Consider the following 16,802-nt stretch of genomic DNA (forward strand, 5'->3'; position numbering starts at 1 on the left):
ATGGCCGCCGTCATTGCTCGTATCGCGCTGCGCTATCTCGCTGCAGCTCTCGTCACGGCCGGATACCTCGATGCTGACCTCGGCAACCAGATCGGCGCTGACCCGGATTTGATCATGCTCGTCGGCCTGGCGCTCGGGGCAGGGGTCGAAATGGCCTATGCCGCAGCAAAGCGGCTCGGGTGGGCCACATGAGCCTGATCGCCAAGCTTTTCGGCTGGCTCACCGGCGGCACGCTCGATCGTATCCTCGATACAGTCGACCACAAACTCGACAACGAGACCGAGCGGGAGCGCGTCAAGGCGGGCGCCGTCGAGACCTACATTACCGCCCAGGCTGCAGTCCTCGGCGGCCGGGGCTGGTGGTTCCCTCTCTTCTTCATCGCGCCACTCGGCCTCTGGTTCGGCTCCGTCTGCGTCTATTCGGTCCTCTGGTGCGCGAAGTGCGCCTATCCGCAGGACTGGACAATTGCCGCATTGCCGGCCCCGCTGAACGACTGGGCCGGGGCAATCATCGGCTCACTCTTCCTTGCGAAGACCGGCGAGCAAATTCTTGCGAAGTGGAAATCGAAATGACGCCGCCCGAACTCTTTGACGCGCTCGGTATCAAGATGAGCGTGGTGCTCGCTGGCCTTTCTGGCGGCATTCTCCGTGCTCTGTCCCGCCGGTCGTATAAGGTCCGCGAGCTTGTGGCGTCTCCGATCTGCGGCGCGCTCGCGGCCGGATATCTCACCTCTCCGGTGGTGCACTATCTCGGCGTCGTCAATTGGCCGCTTCCGCCCGATGAAATCGCTGCGCAGCATGCCGCGGCATTCTTGATCGGGGTTTCGGCGATGTGGATTTCAGACGCGCTCTTCGAGATGGTGGTTCGCCGCATCAAGGGGGAGAATGGGTAGCCGATAAAAACGTTCGTTTCCGGTCGCTAAATTTGTCCCGTTTGCGTTAGCTCTTGTTAAAGCAGGCGGCTGTAGCCTCACGCAAGGTTTTGCGGTGGAGTCTACCATGGGTGTTGTCAATACGAAGCTCGTTCTCTTGAACGGCTTGAAAAAGGGCTTCGACAAATTTTCGAAGGTGAAGTCGGTCGAGGCCGACGCTGATCATCTGACTGTTTTTTCAAGCAAGAAAACCTACATCGAGTTCGGCGGTACGGGCTTGGAATACACGACCGATGAGAAGGGCGTGATAACTGGAGTGACCGCGGGTGAAATCACCTCTGTCAGGGTTGTTCTTCAGGGCAGGCAGGTGATTGAGCTCAGCGATTTGTCAGTATCTGCGACCGATGTTTACGGCGCAATTTTGTCCGGGAATGCTAAATCGGCGCTGGACCTGCTTCTTGCCGAAGGCGGTGCGACGACAGGTACCAAGTTCGCAGAGAAGATTTTCGGCGGAGACGGCGCTGACAAAATCTTTGGCCTGGGCGGCAATGATGTTGTTGACGGTGGCGGTGGGGACGACGTTATTGATGGTGGGAAGGGACGGGACAAACTAACTGGTGGTGATGGAGCCGACGTCTTCTTATTCCGCAAGAGCTCGGGTAGTGATGTCGTCGTTGATTTCGGGAACGGTGAAGATGTCTTGGATCTCACTCGGCTAAAGGGCCTTAAAGGGTTCGAGGACCTTATGAGCAAGCACGTCAAGCAGGTGGACGAAGATGTGCATATCACCCCGGGCAACGGCGTAAAGATTGTGCTTAAGGACTTCGACAAAGCGTCTCTTCTTGATTCCGACTTCCTGTTCTAATTCGAAGCTCGGGCGGGATCCGTGAAAATTCGGCTGCCGAAGCCTTCGCCCCTCTGTCCCTTCGGGGATGGAGGGGCTTTTCTCGTTTCAGGGCCTGACAAACACGTCAGCCTCCGCGGCAGCTTTCATAAATGCTTCTCGGGCAATCTCGGCATCTGCTTTCCCTTGGAGAACCAGCAGGCAAGCGGCTTTCGCCCTCTTCAAAGCCTTGCCCCGATCCAATGGCCAATGCTCGAGCAACACCCGCGCCGCCTCCGCCGTCGACGATATCGTCAGATAAGCTCCAAGCCTCTCGGTTTCGAAGGTGACTGGGAGGCTCCATTCGCCCCTGTCCATGTTTTCCTCCACGCAAAACAAAGGCCCCGCCGGAGCGGGGCAGGTGGAAAAGATAGAGTGAACGTGCTGGGGAACGCAAAGCCGGAGATGTTGTTCCCCTAAAGGGAATTTATAATCGGCGCCGGGCGCCCCGTAAACCTGGAGCTGTTGATGTCTCGGCTGACCCGATGCATCTGCATCTGGCCGTCGAGGTGATGGGCCAGGATGCCCTTGAGGTTTTCCTTCGGAGTGGCCGGGTTGAGCCACCCCTCGAAAACCTCCGGGTCAAGGATGACTGGCATCCTGTCGTGGATCTGACTGATGGGCGCTATCGACGGCGCGGTGATGATGGTGCAGCTCGTGACGTCGAGCTTGCTGTTGTGAGCCCACAGGCCGGCGAAGGCGATCGGCCTCTCGCCCGGCATCTGAATAAGCCACGGATCCTTGCCGCCGTCCTCGGCCTTGGTCCACTCATAGAAGCCATCTGCAGGAATGAGGCACCGGCGCATCTTGAATGCGTCCCGAAATGCCGGCGAGGTATCAACGGTCTCGATCCTCGCGTTGAACATCGCGGCTTTGGGCATCTCCTTGGCCCAATGAGGCACGAGCCACCACCGGCCGTCATCGACAACCTGGTTGCCCTCATCGTCCATCCGGATAAACGGTACGGTTTGTGTGGGGGCGATATTGAACCGCGCCTCGGTGTTTCGGATCAGAAATTTGTCTGTGAGGCGGTAGAGAGCAACGAGCTCGCGCCACGACATCATTTGCGTAAAGCGTCCGCACATCAGCGCATCCTCAACTTGCGAAAAAATACCGGATGAGAGGGGAGAACAGGCCTGCGATGGCGCAGAGGAGGAGAATGCCCAGCCAGAGGTAGCCGAAGAAAAGCCGCATCAGCGTTGCGCCCGTAGGAAGATGCCGCTTGAATCGGCCGCGGATATCCGCCGGTCGGTTTCAGCGTTGGCCAGCAATCCAAGGACATGATGATCAGCAAGCGATGAGATTGCGCTGCAGGCCTCCATCTCGTCCCAGCCGGCATCCATCGCCCTCGCGATCAGGGCTTGCAACTCAGCCTCAATCGCTTGCTCACAGCCGACGAGGCGGTCCGGGTAGTCACCGCTGCGCTTTGGACCAGAGATTGCCATAGGCTATCCTCCCAGTAGAGAGGATAGGGCGGTCGCGTTATGCGGGCAAGGCCTGGAACTTCGCGCGTATCTCGTCCGGCCAATACGGATAGTGAGCTGCGCACCACCACCGTGGAGCGGTGTTCGTGCCGGCTGAATAGCCGAGCCCGCCCCAAGCATTGCAGCCGGCGTGCTCGCAATAGTGTTCATCGGGCGTATGGAGTCGGGTGTCGGTACGGTCATCGGCCATGCCGTCGGTGTAGGCGAGTCTCGACATGCCGTCATCTCCTCGCCCGTTTTTTCGCATCCTTGGCCGCCGCCCGGCCCTTGTACCAGAAGTGCCAGTAGTGCCCGGAACCCTTATCGCGGGGGTCGAACCACTCACCACCGAATCGCTCAACGAAAGCCTCGGCGTCCTCGCGCTTGGCGAAGCAGTAGACGCGATGCCATTCACCCTCCCAAACCACGGTATGGCCTCTCGGGCACAGCGAGAGATTGGCGCAAAATGCCGCTATAACGTCGGCTTGTTTCATGGTGCCCAGCGAGGAAAGCCGCGCAATTTGGTGTGGCCAACCCTCATTGATGCCCGCGGTCGTCAGCTCTCCCTTGCGATAGCTCATCGTTCTCTCCTCAAGCGTTTCGGTGGATTTTGGCCAGAACGAAGTCGTTCGCTTCTCGATTTCCGCATCGAGTGCAGCGAAGTTTCGGCTCGAGCGTGATGATCATGCGCTTCCGGCCAAAGCGGCGCGCCAGATCCCATCGATCAAGGTATCCGGCGTGCTTACACCGCGAGCAGCGAGCGCCGAGCTCGTACCATTCCGGAATATCCTGAAGGGCGACAGAGTGCTGGCGGCTGTTCACGTAGACGTTCACGCCGATTAGCGTGGCGGGGTCCATAGGGTTACCGGCGGAGATATCAATGCCGCGGCGGTGGCGCATGGCTTAGCCGCCGTTACTCCCGCTCGGCGTGGGGGCGCCAACCGCGTGTGAACCCAGCGCCCATCGCTCGATCAGCAAGCTCCAGCTGCCAGCGCAGGTAGGCACAGTCAGCCAGCAGAGTAGCTATTGCAGCGCGAGCATCACCATCGTGCCAGGATAGAGCTTCATCGATTTCGTTGGAGGTTTCAGGTTGTTTTTCGAGCGGGCGCACGTCGTCGTTCTCCTGTGTCTTGTGCCACAGCAGGCATCAGATTTGGTTGTCAGATAGCGGCCGCATCGCCGGCTTGTTCTCAATATGTTCCTGCTAGGATTTGAGTCAAGCGGGCTGTGAAGATAATCCTAGAATCTTCGGGGCGTGTGGTTTGTCTGGTCGTGGCTCAGCAATATCTTTTGTCCCATCCAACCGAGCGCCTGGATGAAGAACTTTGGTGCTGAAGCGTGAAAGCGATCGAGAGTGGAGAGGCCGGGAAAATTTCGAGAACCTGCTGCCACACCTGATTCTGGTGTGGCGGAACGGTTCAAGCCCATATTGCCACACCGAGAAAATACATTCGTATTTTCAATCCATTACGGTGATGGTTTGAAGGGGGTGGAGGCCTCGCCGAGAATCGAACTCGGGTGCAAGGATTTGCAGTCCTCTGCGTCACCACTCCGCCACGAGGCCATCCGTTTTGCTATAAAGCGTGTGGTGCCGGGCGTTTAGAACGAATTGAGAAAGGGCGCAAGGGGCTTATTCCGAACATGCCGTTTTTTTCATCCTGACGGATGTGTACGAAGCATTTGACGGCGTTTTTGTCGCAGCTTTGCCGGAGGCCGAACAGACGGTGGCCGATGACCGCAGGTCCGGGCGGCGCGCCCGAGGGCGCGCCCCATATTCTATTGCTGCTGCGCCGGGGCGCCGCCTTCAAGGCCGACAAGGGCGATCTTGCCGTATCCCGCCGCGCGCAGGAGGTTCATCACATCCATCACATTGCCATAGTCGACGGCCTTGTCGGCGCGCAGCAGGATGCGGGCATCCTTGTTGCCTTCCGTCACGGCGTCGAGTTCCGGGCCGAAACTGTCGCGGGCGATCTCGCCATTGCCGATCGAGACCGTCAGGTCCTTCTTCAGCGTCATGAAGACCGGCTTGTCCTCGCGCGGCGTCGGCTGTGCGACGGAGGAGGGCAGGTCGACATTGATATCGACGGTGGCGAGCGGCGCGGCCACCATGAAGATGATGAGCAGAACCAGCATGACGTCGATGAATGGCGTCACGTTGATTTCGCTGTTCTCCTCGAGGTCGTCGCCGCCGCCTTCCTTGATCTTGCTCGCCATGGCCTCACCCGATCTTCACGACGGAGCCGGGGCCCCGTTCACTGCGCTGCGCGCCGTGGCGCAGCGAGCGGCGCACGTCGAGGTCGCGGCTGGCCAGCCGCTCGATGGCGGCCGAGGCATCGGCGAGGTTCTGGCGGTAGCCGGTGATCGCACGGGCGAGGAAATTGTAGATCACCACGGCGGGAATGGCGGCGACGAGGCCGATGGCGGTCGCCAGCAGCGCTTCGGCGATGCCGGGCGCGACGATGGCAAGGTTCGTGGTCTGGGCCTTCGAGATACCGATGAAGGAGTTCATGATGCCCCAGACGGTGCCGAACAGGCCGACGAAGGGGGCCGTCGAGCCGATGGTGGCCAGGAGGCCCGTTCCCTTGGCGATGCGGCGGCCGGCATGGACTTCCATGCGGGTGAGGCGCGAGGAGATGCGCTCCTTCACGCCGCCATCGGAAACGTGGTCGAGCACGGCCTCCGAGGCTTCCATTTCCTCGCGAGCGGCGCGCGTCATGCGGGCGACGGTGCCGCGGTTGCGGCCGAGCGCCTGCTCGCCGTCCTCAAGGCCACGGGCGACCGTGAGCTGCCGCACGGCGCGGCTGGCCGAGCGCTGGGCCGCGGCCAGCTCGACGAGCTTGGCAAGAAGCACGGCCCAGGTGACGATGGAGGCGAAGGCAAGGCCGATCATCACGCCCTTGACGACGATATCGGCCGCCATGAACATGCCCCAGGGGGAAAGGTCGTGCGGCAGGCCGGCCTGCCGTTCGCCGCCGTCATCGACGATGTCGAGATCGGTCGCCTCTTCGCCGGCGGCTTCCTGGTCTGCATCGGCCGTCACGGCCGGCGTGTTCACGGTGTCGCCTGTCACGGGCCGCGATGTCGTGTCTGTGGTCGTCGTCGCGGCGGTGCCGCCCGTCGCCGCGCCGCCGGATTGTCCGGCTTCCGGCTGGCTGTCCGTCTGCGCAGAAGTACCCTGCGTCTGGCTCTGGGTTTCCTGGGTCTGGGCCAGGGCGGCCGGCGGGGTGGCGAGCGCCATCAGGATGATCGCGAATAGCAGTCGAGACCGTTTCAGCACGGCGTATTCCTCTTGCATGTCTCAATTTATACGGTGCCCGTCCGATAAACGGGCGCGGTGCGGACGCCAGGCGCCGCAAAAACCTGACTGCTCAATACGACATTATGGAGGGGGCAGGCAATAATATGTTGAGTAATTTATTCATGATAAACTGCGGAAAATCCTCGGTGTGGGCGGGACGAAACCGCAACGGCGCGGTTTTTGCGCGCAGACGATCGCCGCCTATGGACACCCGGCCCGAAACCGCTCTAAGAGAATTGCGACGCATCCGGCATCGCAACCGGGCCTTCGTGCCGCGGTCTGCCGCTTACTCACAGGGCTAGAGATGATTGACTACAAAGCAGCGCGCACGAAGATGGTGGACAACCAGATCCGTACGACGGACGTCACGGCGCATGAGGTGCTCGACGCCTTCCTGACCGTCGCGCGCGAAGAATTCGTGCCCGCGGCCGTCAAGCCGCTCGCCTATATCGACGACGATATCCAGATTGCCCCCGGCCGCTACCTGATGGAGCCGTCGCCGCTCGCCAAGCTGATCCAGCTGGCCGAGATCGCCAGCAGCGATGTCGTGCTGGAGGTCGGTTGCGGCACGGGCTACGCCTCGGCCGTGCTCTCGCTTCTCGGCAGCTCCGTCGTGGCGCTGGAAAGCGACGCGGCGCTGGCTGCGAGTGCGACGGAAACGCTCGCCCGCCTCGGTTATGACAATGTCGCCGTCGTCACCGGCGATCTTGAGACCGGTTACGCGCCGGAAGCACCCTACGAGGTGATCTTCGTGCATGGCGCGGTCGAGTTCGTTCCGGAGGCGCTTTTCGCCCAGTTGCGCGATGGCGGACGCCTCGTCGTCGTCGAGGGTTACGGCAATGCCTCGCAGGCGCGTCTCTATATCAAGGAAGGCGGCCACGTCTCCGAACGCAACGTCTTCAATACCGCCGTCAAGCCGCTTCCGGGCTTCCGCAAGGCGAAGGAATTCGTCTTCTGAGCCAGCGCGGATATGCGCCGTTTCGACAGGCCCGTTTGTTGCACTTTCGCAACGGGCCTGTCCTATTGTCGTTACCAAATCCTTCCTGAAGGACCTGACGACTGTTCCCGAATGAGCGAAGAGGCATTATCGCGGGCGAGGCGGAGCTGTCCGCGACCGGCCACCGATGCCGGATGAAATGCACCAGGCCTTCGTGTCGGTGAGAAGTGTGTAAAGGCGGCTCCCGCGACGGGCTGGCCAGGATCGGAGTTTCGTACTGTGTCCCTTCTTCGTCGAACTGCCCTTGCGCTCGCGCTCGCCACTGCCGTCAACGCCCTGCCGCAGGCAGCGCTTGCCGAAACACTGGCCGGCGCCATGGCCAAGGCCTACGAGAACAACCCCGACCTCAACGCCGCCCGCGCCGCCCTGCGCGCCATTGACGAGAACGTCACGATTGCCAAGGCCGGCATGCGGCCGCAAGTAAGGGGGGTGGCTGAAGTCGAAGGGACCCGCACGAACCTCGATGTCCGGCCGCCTCGCGGTCTCCTCGGGCAGGCCGGCCGCCAGACGGACTACGTCGCTTCCAGTTACGGTATCACGATCAGCCAGCAGGTTTTCGACGGCTTTCAGACGCTCAACCGTGTCCGGGCAGCGGAGGCGAACGTCCTGGCGAACCGCGAGTCGCTGCGCGCCCAGGAAATCTCCATCCTTCTCGCCGCGGTCGAAGCCTATTCGAACATTGCCCGCGACCAGCAGATCGTGTCGATCCGCAAGCAGAACATCGCCTTTCTCAAGGAGCAGGTCGCTGCCGCGAATGCGCGCCTGAACGTGGGCGAGGGCACGCGCACGGACGTCAGCCTGTCCGAGGCCGAGCTTGCCTCCGCCAAGGCGGAGCTTACCGCCGCCGTCTCCTCGCTCAAGCAGAGCGAAGCGGCCTATGTCCAGATCGTCGGCGAGACGCCAAAAGGCATCAAGCAGCCCTCGGCAGCCAAGAAGGCCATGCCGAATTCGCTGGACAATGCTGTGGCGACGGGCATGCGTGAGAACCCGAACATCATCGCGGCGATGCGCGGCGTCGATGCCGCCGGCTTCAATGTGAAGGAGGCCGAAGGCGCCATGTTGCCCGGCGTCTCCCTGCAGGGCAGCGTCTACAAGTCGGTCAATACGGTGGACGGCCCGGGTGACAGTCTTCAAGGCACTGTATCGGCCCGCCTTACCGTTCCGATCTATCAGGGCGGCGCTGAATACGGCCAGATCCGCCAGGCGAAGGAGCGGCTTGGGGAAAGCCAGCTGCAGGTCGATTCTGCGCGCATGGAGGTCCAGCGCACGATCGCCTCGGCGCATGCGCAATATGAGGCTGCAAATGCCTCAATAACCGCCATCCGGGTGCAGATCGACGCGGCCAACCAGGCATTGAACGGTGTCGTCGAGGAGCGCAATGTCGGCCAGCGCACGACGCTGGACGTGCTGAATGCCCAGCAGAACGTGCTTGAAGCTCAGGAAGACCTTGCCGCCGTGCAGCGCAATGCCGTCGTCGCGAGCTATTCGCTGCTGGCTGCCACGGGCAGCCTGACGGTGCGGAGCCAGGGGCTGGAGGTCGCCGAATACCGCGCCGAGGTGCACTACGAAGCCGTCAAGGACAAGTGGTTCGGCCTGAGAACGGTCGACGGCAAGTAAGTCCTTCCCTTTACGACGAAACGGGCTCTCCTGCGACCGCGCGGGATGCGGTCGCGCGTCTTGCCCTTGGCAGGGCAAACAAATCTGTGCATCACTTGGAACACATGATTCGCGGCGATTTAGTTCGCCATCGAACTCGCCTAGGGTTTTCGTGATGTCCGGCAGGTCCCGTAGCGGCTGGCCAGGGACGCCGCAGAGAACGGGGATAGAAATGGCTCAGCCAAATGTCGCGCGTGAACCGTCCATGGATGAAATCCTGGCGTCCATTCGCAAGATCATCGAGAACAACGAAGCCATGCCGGACCTTGCGGCCGATGCCGAGGACGATGGCGGCTTCGACATCACGACCGGGAACGAGGATCGTACCTTGCTCGATCATCCTGTTGTGGTCGAGCAGTTCCATGCCGAAGAACGGCATGCCGCCGCTGTTCAGCCGTTGCCGCGTGCCGAGCTGATGCAGGGTGGGCAGCCGGCCCTGTCGCTTGCCGATGTCGCCGCCCGGGTTCGTGCGGCCTCCGAGCGTCATGTCGCCAGCCGTGAGATGCCGGAGCCCGTTTCGGTCGAGCCGGTAGCGGCGCCGGTGCGGGAGGAAAACCCGATCGTGACCTCGCGCATGGCCGCCAATGCCGGACGTGTCGCGCCGGCCTTCGAAACCGTCGCAAAGACCGAACCTGTCGCCGATGTGGCGGCGGCGCCTGCGGTCGATTTGGCCGTCGAGGAGCGCGCTGCCGAGCCGGCTGCTGCCGGCCGGGACGTCGCCGCGATCGTTTCGCCCGATGTCGGCGCGCGCGTGGCCCAGTCCTTTGGCGCGCTGGCGCAGGCGCTCGACGCCGGCCCGCGCCGCTCCTTCGACGAGATCGCCGAGGAGATGCTGCGCCCAATGCTGCAGGAATGGCTGGACGACAACCTGCCGACGCTCGTCGAGCGGCTGGTGCGCGAGGAGATCGAACGGGTGGCGCGCGGCCCGCGCCGCTGACCGACGCCACCAAATCTCCAAAAGATTGGTTTAAGCCGCGCCGGAGCCTCCGGGGCGGCTTTTCTTCTGATATTGTTGACTTCGCCCCGGCCATCCGGTTTAGAAAACGCAACCGACAAACAGCAGGCCACGCACGAAAATGCTTGAAAAAAACTATGATTCCGCAGCGGTCGAGCCGCGCATTGCCAAGGCATGGGAAGATGCGGACGCATTCCGCGCCGGCGAGGGCGCAAAGCCCGGCGCCGAGACCTTCACCATCGTGATCCCGCCGCCGAACGTGACGGGCTCGCTGCATATGGGCCACGCGCTCAACAACACCCTGCAGGACATCATGGTCCGCTTCGAGCGCATGCGCGGCAAGGACGTGCTGTGGCAGCCGGGCATGGACCATGCCGGCATCGCGACGCAGATGGTCGTCGAGCGCAAGCTCGCCGCCGAAAAGCTGCCGGGCCGGCGCGAGATGGGCCGCGAGGCCTTCGTCGAGAAGGTCTGGGAGTGGAAGGCGGAATCGGGCGGCCTGATCTTCAATCAGCTGAAGCGCCTCGGCGCCTCCTGCGACTGGTCGCGTGAGCGCTTCACCATGGACGAGGGCCTGTCCGATGCCGTCCTCGAGGTCTTCGTCTCGCTCTACAAGGAAGGCCTGATCTATCGCGGCAAGCGGCTGGTCAACTGGGACCCGAAATTCGAAACGGCGATTTCCGACCTGGAGGTCGAGAACAAGGAAGTCGACGGCCATATGTGGCACTTCAAGTACCCGCTCGCCGGCGGGGAAACCTACACCTATGTCGAGAAGGACGCCGACGGCAACGTCGTCTTCCAGGAAGAGCGCGACTACATTTCCATCGCGACCACGCGCCCGGAAACGATGCTGGGTGATGGCGCTGTCGCCGTGCATCCCTCCGACGAGCGTTATGCGCCGATCGTCGGCAAACTCTGCGAGATTCCGGTCGGCCCGAAGGCGCATCGCCGCCTCATCCCGATCATCACCGACGAATATCCGGAGCCCGATTTCGGTTCCGGCGCGGTCAAGATCACCGGGGCTCATGATTTCAACGACTACCAGGTCGCCCGTCGCAACAACATTCCGCTCTACCGCCTGATGGACACACGCGCCGCCCTGCGCGCCGACGGCGAGCCCTATGCGTTCTACGCCGCGCAGGCGCTCGACATCGCAAAGACCGGCCACGTGCCGAACGAGGCCGAGGTCGACGACATCAACCTCGTTCCCGACGAGTATCGCGGCCTCGATCGTTATGAGGCCCGCAAGCGTATCGTCGATGCGATCAATGCGGAGGGTCTGGCGGTCACCGTCAAGGATGCCGAAGGCAACGACGTGCCCTTCGTCGAGAACAAGAAGGTCATGCAGCCGTTCGGCGACCGCTCCGGTGTCGTCATCGAGCCGATGCTGACCGACCAGTGGTTCGCCGACGCTGCGACGCTGGCCAAACCCGCCATCGCCTCGGTTCGCGAGGGCCGCACCAATTTCGTGCCGAAGAACTGGGAAAAGACCTATTTCGACTGGATGGAAAACATCGAGCCGTGGTGCATCTCGCGCCAGCTCTGGTGGGGCCACCAGATCCCGGCCTGGTACGGTCCGGATGGTCAGGTCTTCGTCGAGAAGACCGAGGAAGAGGCGCTGCACGCCGCCATCCAGCACTACATCGCCCATGAAGGCCCCTGGAAGGCCTGGGTCGAGGAGAAGCTGGAGAATTTTGCGCCGGGCGATATCCTGACGCGCGACGAGGACGTGCTCGACACCTGGTTCTCGTCCGCCCTCTGGCCGTTCTCGACGCTCGGCTGGCCGGAACAGACGCCGGAACTGGCAAAATACTACCAGACCGACGTGCTCGTCACCGGCTTCGACATCATCTTCTTCTGGGTTGCCCGCATGATGATGATGGGCCTGCACCTGATGAAGGACGAATACGGCAACCCGATCGAGCCGTTCCACACCGTCTATGTCCACGCCCTGGTGCGCGACAAGAACGGGCAGAAGATGTCGAAGTCGAAGGGCAACGTCATCGATCCGCTCGAACTGATCGACGAATACGGCGCGGATGCGCTGCGCTTCACGCTGGCCATCATGGCCGCGCAGGGCCGCGACGTGAAGCTCGATCCGGCCCGCATCGCCGGCTACCGCAACTTCGGCACCAAGCTGTGGAACGCCACGCGCTTTGCCGAGATGAACGGCGTCGCGTCCGATCCGAAATTCGTGCCGGAAGCGGCCTCGCTGACGATCAATCGCTGGATCCTGACGGAACTCGCCCGTACGGCGCGGGACGTCACGGAGGCGATAGAGACCTATCGTTTCAATGACGCGGCGAGCACGCTCTACCGCTTCGTATGGAACCAGTTCTGTGACTGGTATCTGGAGCTTCTGAAGCCGGTGTTCAGCGGCGAGGATGCGGCTGCCAAGGCGGAATCGCAGGCCTGCGCGGCCTATGTCCTGGAGGAGATCTACAAGCTCCTGCACCCGTTCATGCCTTTCATGACGGAAGAGCTCTGGGCGCATACGGCCGGCGAGGGCAAGACCCGCGACACGCTGGTCTGCCATGCCGAGTGGCCGTCGCCGGCCTATGGCGACGAGGCGGCGGCCGACGAGATCAACTGGCTGATCGACCTCGTTTCCGGCATCCGCTCGGTGCGCGCGGAAATGAACGTGCCGCCGAGTGCGACGGCCCCGCTCGTCATGGTCGATGCCAATGCGATGACGAAGAAGCGCCTCGAAACGCACGATTCGGCCATCCGCCGCCTTGCCCGCGTCGAGCAGATTCGCCTGGAGGACACGGCGCCCAAGGGGGCCGCGCAGATTGTCGTCGGCGAGGCGACCGCCTGCCTGCCGCTCGGCACGCTGATCGACCTGGCAGCCGAAAAGGCGCGCCTTGAAAAGGCGATCGAGAAGGCGAAGGCGGAAGCCACGCGCATTCAGGCCAAGCTGTCGAATGAGAAGTTCGTCGCCAATGCCAAGCCTGACGTGGTGGAAGCCGAGCGCGAACGCTTCGCCGAGCTGGAACAACAGCTCGCCAGCCTGGCGGTGGCACTCGCCCGCGTCAGCGAAGCTGGCTGATTCCCCTCAAATTTATCTGGGAACGATGAAAACCGCGCCGGAATCTCCGGCGCGGTTTTCTATTCGCCGGTTATTCCGCAAAATTCCGACTGTCTCCCAAATGTAACAGGTCATTATCGCTATAGAAAAGATAACTCTTTATTAGCGGAAACGTCCCTACTGTTTGAAAAATCATTTCAGGCCGCTCAACTGCTGAGGGGCTTCATGAAAAGCTTACGTAATTTTTTGAATACCCACTGGAAGTTAGGGGCAAAAACTGGGGTTTGCCAATCTCGTGGTCCTCTTCGATAGTCGGGGTGGAGAGGCGGGACGCAGAGGCAGCTGCGATTTGCGCCGGCGTTGCGCAGGGGAGGATTGCATGAACCGGAAGAACATCAGCCTTGGAGGGATGACGGCGCTTGCCCTGCTGGCGGCGACATCCGCACAGGCGGGCGGCCTGGAGCGTGGCGGGTACAATATCGACCTGCTGTTCGATCCCTCGGACTACATCTTCGAATCGGCGGTGACCTTCGTCAATCCGCAGCGCGACATGAACAACGTCCGCGACAACATTCCCCTCGACGGCGACCTGAACGGCCTGCCGAACAACGGCATTCGCGATACGGAAAGCTACTGGGTGCCGCGCATCGGCTTCAAGGCGGCGATCACCGATTCCATCGACTGCATGGCCGATTATTCCCAGCCCTGGGGCGCGCATATCAATCCCGGCCGCAACTGGGCGGGGGCCAACGACAATGTCGAGACCAAGATCGAGAGCCATAACTACGCGGCGACCTGCTCCTACTCCTTCGACATGGGGCCGGGCCAGTTCCGTGTGATCGGCGGCGGCTTCTACCAGGAGGTCTCCGGCTTCAAGGATCGTCTCGTCTTCGCCATGCCCGAGGGCTCGCCGTTGAACGGCATGGGCCGTCTCAAGCTGGAGGGTGAGGGCTGGGGCTGGCGCGCCGGCATCGCCTACGAGATCGAGGAATATGCGCTGCGCACCAGCCTCGTCTACAACAGCGCGGTGAAGCTCGACGACATCACCGGCACCATGGACCTGCGCCAGGTTCCCGGCGCGGTTCTGCCGGGCTTTGCCGGCGTCAACACGCCGGTCTTCGGCTCCGCCGACATGCCCGATTCACTTGAGTTCAAGTTCCAGACAGGCATCGCGCCGGACTGGCTGGCCTTCGGCTCGATCAAGTGGACCGACTGGAGCCAGCTGCAGAGCCTGCCCTTCTGCCCGATCGCCACGCGCGGTGTCGACTGCCGCACGAGCGGCCCGACGGAAGTGACCTCGCTCGATCTGCTCTACCGCGACGGCTGGACCGTTTCGGGCGGCGTCGGCCACAAGTTCAACGACAAGCTCAGCGGCGCCCTGAGCCTGACCTGGGACCGCGGCACGGGCACCGGCATCGGTGCGCATACCGACACCTGGACCGTCGGCACGGGCCTTTCCTACGCGGCAAACGAGAATGTCGAGTTCCGTCTGAGCGGCGCGCTGGGCATCCTGACGAGCGGTTCCTCCGGTCAGGTCGTCAAGGACGGCCGTACCTTCGGCCGCCGCGTCTCCTATGACTTCGACAACGACCTGGTGACGGCGATCTCCACGTCGCTGAAGATCAAGTTCTGATCTGGCGGACCAAAACGATCAGAATCGGGCCCGGTGTCATCACCGGGCCCTTTTTCTTGGTTAACACTTCGTTGCTTCACGGCAGGCTTGATGGGAAGAACACAGCGACGCCTGAAAATATGTGATGGAATCGCAACACTTTTTTTCCCAGAGTTTGCTACACCTTCAGGGAAGCGACGAAATGTCCATTTCCCGCCACAAACGGGGCGCAGCGATACGGACATGTAGACGCGTGGAACCGCGCCCAAGGAAACGATGAGCCAGCCGATGTCATTGCCGCCGGAGTTGCCGGAAAACCGCACGAAAGTCGTGCATTCCCGGTTTGGCGGAAGGAACAAGGTTCGGCGCGGAATTGTAGAAGTGATGCCGAAGTCCGAGTTGATGCCGATGAAAGTAATGGTATTGGGTCTTTGTCTCTCGCTCTCCTTTGGAGCGGCGTCTCAGGCTCTCGCATTCGATCCCCAATCCGGCGTCAGCAAGGAAAGCGGGCCCTTCGATCTCTTCAAGTTCGGTTTCTTCTCCTACAAGGAGGGGCGCAAGAGCGATGCCGTCGAGGCGTACCGCTATGCGGCCGAAAAGGGCCATACCGGCTCGCGCTGGGCGCTCGCCAACATGTATGCCGATGGTGACGGCGTACCGGAAAACGACCTCGAAGCCTTCAAGATGTACAGCGAGATCGCCCAGGCCGGCGTCGAGCCGGGCTCGGAAGACACCGGCTATTTTGCCAATGCGCTGATTGCGCTTGCCAGCTACTATCGTCGTGGCATTCCCGACAGCCCCGTCAAGATCGACATGACGCAGGCCCGCCAGCTCTATTTCCAGGCGGCTTCCGCCTTCGGCATTCCCGAGGCCCAGTTCCAGCTCGGCCGCATGATGCTCTCGGGCGAGGGCGGCAGCGTCAGCGTGCATCAGGCCAAGAAGTGGCTGAACCGCGCCCGCAACAATGGCCATGCCGGCGCCATGGGCCTGTTCGGCAACATCCTTTTCCAGGAAGGCCAGACGGCCCGCGGGCTTGCCTTCATGACCGCCGCGCTCGATCATTGCCCGCCGAAGGACTGCGGCTGGCTGCAGGCCACGCAGGAAGAGGCCTTCTCCGTCGCCAGCGAGGCTGATCGCCGCAAGGGCGTCGCACTGGCGCAAAGCATCCGGTTCAATCCGGAAGAATAGTTTTCAGGAAAATTTGAGGCCGGTTTGCGCCCGCAGGTCTGCGGGCCGGGCGTATCAGGCCGCGTAATCCAGCACGGCCACCACGGGAACGTGGTCGGACGGCTTTTCCCAGTTGCGCACATGCTTCTCGACCGCGGTCGAGACGAGGCGATCGGAGGCTTCGGCCGACAGCATGAGGTGGTCGATGCGGATGCCGAAATTCTTCGGCCAGCAGCCACCCTGGTAATCCCAGAACGTATAATGCGGCACGGCGTCGGTCGAGGCGCGCACGGCATCCAGCAAACCGAGGTTTTCGAGACGCCGGAAGGCCTGGCGGGTGGGCGGCAGGTAGAGCGCGTCCCGCTGCCAGACCTTGACGTCCCAGCAGTCGTGCGGCTCGGGAATGACATTGTAGTCGCCGGCAAGGATCAGCGGTTCCTCCAGCGCCAGCCGGTCCTCGGCAAAGGCGATCAGCCGGTCCATCCAGGAAAGCTTATAGGGGAACTTGACGGGATCGTCCGCCGGGTTGCCGTTCGGCAGGTAGAGTGAGCAGAAACGGATGACGCCGCCTTCGACGGAGAAGACACCCTCGATGAAGCGGGACTGCTCGTCACCGTCACCGCCGGGAAGGCCGCGGTTCACCTCGTCGGGGCGGATCTTCGAGAGCAGGGCGACGCCGTTGAAGCCCTTCTGGCCATGCGTCTCGACGTGATAGCCGAGCGCTTCGATCTCACCGCGTGGAAATCCCTCGTCGACCGTCTTGATTTCCTGGAGCCCGACAATGTCAGGATTGGATTCCTTCAGCCATGCGACGAGATTGTCGATGCGCGCCCGCACGCCGTTGATGTTCCAGGTGGCAATCTTGATCGGCA

The 16,802-nt window shown here is 62.1% G+C and carries 19 protein-coding genes and 1 tRNA gene; 10 read left to right on the plus strand and 10 right to left on the minus strand.

Going from position 1 to position 16,802, the window contains the following annotated elements; genetic code table 11:
• From K0P03_RS07675 to K0P03_RS07690, 4 genes are all read left to right on the plus strand, one after another.
• Positions 1-192 (plus strand): hypothetical protein, encoded by a 192-nt coding sequence (locus K0P03_RS07675; RefSeq protein ID WP_272789298.1) that lies wholly within the window; start codon positions 1-3, stop codon positions 190-192.
• A complete protein-coding gene (locus K0P03_RS07680; protein WP_272789299.1) occupies positions 189-572 on the plus strand; it encodes a hypothetical protein in 384 nt (127 codons plus the stop codon). The genes K0P03_RS07675 and K0P03_RS07680 overlap by 4 nt, the downstream gene beginning before the upstream one ends.
• Complete coding sequence (locus K0P03_RS07685; RefSeq protein ID WP_272789300.1) at positions 569-892, plus strand: hypothetical protein; 324 nt, start codon at positions 569-571, stop codon at positions 890-892. Before K0P03_RS07680 ends, K0P03_RS07685 begins: the two co-directional genes overlap by 4 nt.
• 106 nt (positions 893-998) lie before the next feature.
• Positions 999-1,736, plus strand: a complete 738-nt coding sequence (locus tag K0P03_RS07690) for a hypothetical protein (RefSeq protein WP_272789301.1) — start codon at positions 999-1,001, stop codon at positions 1,734-1,736.
• 87 nt (positions 1,737-1,823) lie between these two features.
• Here the strand turns inward: K0P03_RS07690 and K0P03_RS07695 are convergent, their stop codons facing one another.
• From K0P03_RS07695 to exbB, 9 genes are all read right to left on the minus strand, one after another.
• Positions 1,824-2,072, minus strand: coding sequence for a DUF982 domain-containing protein (locus K0P03_RS07695; protein WP_130516192.1), 249 nt, complete (start codon positions 2,070-2,072; stop codon positions 1,824-1,826).
• A 98-nt stretch (positions 2,073-2,170) separates the two neighbouring features.
• A complete protein-coding gene (locus tag K0P03_RS07700) occupies positions 2,171-2,839 on the minus strand; it encodes an SOS response-associated peptidase (RefSeq protein WP_272789302.1) in 669 nt (222 codons plus the stop codon).
• Positions 2,840-2,947: 108 nt separating this feature from the next.
• Complete coding sequence (locus K0P03_RS07705; RefSeq protein WP_050747042.1) at positions 2,948-3,199, minus strand: hypothetical protein; 252 nt, start codon at positions 3,197-3,199, stop codon at positions 2,948-2,950.
• Positions 3,200-3,236: 37 nt separating this feature from the next.
• Positions 3,237-3,455 carry a hypothetical protein gene (locus tag K0P03_RS07710; protein ID WP_272789303.1) on the minus strand — a complete coding sequence of 73 codons (219 nt, stop codon included), beginning with the start codon at positions 3,453-3,455 and terminating at the stop codon, positions 3,237-3,239.
• A 4-nt stretch (positions 3,456-3,459) separates the two neighbouring features.
• Positions 3,460-3,798, minus strand: a complete 339-nt coding sequence (locus tag K0P03_RS07715; RefSeq protein ID WP_272789304.1) for a hypothetical protein — start codon at positions 3,796-3,798, stop codon at positions 3,460-3,462.
• Between the two features lie 10 nt (positions 3,799-3,808).
• A complete protein-coding gene (locus K0P03_RS07720) occupies positions 3,809-4,117 on the minus strand; it encodes a hypothetical protein (RefSeq protein ID WP_272789305.1) in 309 nt (102 codons plus the stop codon).
• 590 nt (positions 4,118-4,707) lie between these two features.
• Positions 4,708-4,781, minus strand: a tRNA-Cys gene (locus K0P03_RS07730).
• Between the two features lie 212 nt (positions 4,782-4,993).
• Positions 4,994-5,431 carry a TonB system transport protein ExbD gene (gene exbD / locus K0P03_RS07735; RefSeq protein ID WP_024270455.1) on the minus strand — a complete coding sequence of 146 codons (438 nt, stop codon included), beginning with the start codon at positions 5,429-5,431 and terminating at the stop codon, positions 4,994-4,996.
• A 4-nt stretch (positions 5,432-5,435) separates the two neighbouring features.
• Positions 5,436-6,512: a tonB-system energizer ExbB gene (exbB, locus tag K0P03_RS07740; RefSeq protein WP_130516138.1), complete on the minus strand. Its 1,077-nt coding sequence runs from the start codon at positions 6,510-6,512 to the stop codon at positions 5,436-5,438.
• Positions 6,513-6,822: 310 nt separating this feature from the next.
• On the opposite strand from exbB, the gene K0P03_RS07745 reads away from it, so the two are divergent.
• The 6 genes from K0P03_RS07745 to exoR all read left to right on the plus strand — a co-directional run bounded on the left by K0P03_RS07745 (position 6,823) and on the right by exoR (position 15,951).
• Positions 6,823-7,473, plus strand: coding sequence for a protein-L-isoaspartate O-methyltransferase family protein (locus tag K0P03_RS07745; RefSeq protein WP_088016539.1), 651 nt, complete (start codon positions 6,823-6,825; stop codon positions 7,471-7,473).
• Positions 7,474-7,731: 258 nt separating this feature from the next.
• Complete coding sequence (locus K0P03_RS07750) at positions 7,732-9,129, plus strand: TolC family outer membrane protein (RefSeq protein ID WP_023514824.1); 1,398 nt, start codon at positions 7,732-7,734, stop codon at positions 9,127-9,129.
• 211 nt (positions 9,130-9,340) lie between these two features.
• Positions 9,341-10,105 (plus strand): PopZ family protein, encoded by a 765-nt coding sequence (locus tag K0P03_RS07755; RefSeq protein WP_272789306.1) that lies wholly within the window; start codon positions 9,341-9,343, stop codon positions 10,103-10,105.
• A 139-nt stretch (positions 10,106-10,244) separates the two neighbouring features.
• Entirely contained in the window at positions 10,245-13,172 is a 2,928-nt protein-coding gene (locus K0P03_RS07760) for a valine--tRNA ligase (RefSeq protein WP_023515115.1), read from the plus strand.
• A gap of 358 nt (positions 13,173-13,530) precedes the next feature.
• Entirely contained in the window at positions 13,531-14,784 is a 1,254-nt protein-coding gene (locus tag K0P03_RS07765) for an OmpP1/FadL family transporter (protein WP_023512144.1), read from the plus strand.
• A 363-nt stretch (positions 14,785-15,147) separates the two neighbouring features.
• On the plus strand, positions 15,148-15,951 hold the full coding sequence (gene exoR / locus K0P03_RS07770; protein WP_037406752.1) for an exopolysaccharide production regulator ExoR: 804 nt from the start codon (positions 15,148-15,150) through the stop codon (positions 15,949-15,951).
• Between the two features lie 54 nt (positions 15,952-16,005).
• Here exoR and xth read toward each other — a convergent pair whose 3' ends face one another.
• Entirely contained in the window at positions 16,006-16,797 is a 792-nt protein-coding gene (gene xth, locus K0P03_RS07775) for an exodeoxyribonuclease III (RefSeq protein WP_037406760.1), read from the minus strand.
• Positions 16,798-16,802 lie beyond the last annotated feature (5 nt).

Origin of the sequence: Shinella sp. HY16 (assembly GCF_028534175.1) — a bacterium.
Taxonomy (GTDB): Bacteria; Pseudomonadota; Alphaproteobacteria; order Rhizobiales; family Rhizobiaceae; genus Shinella.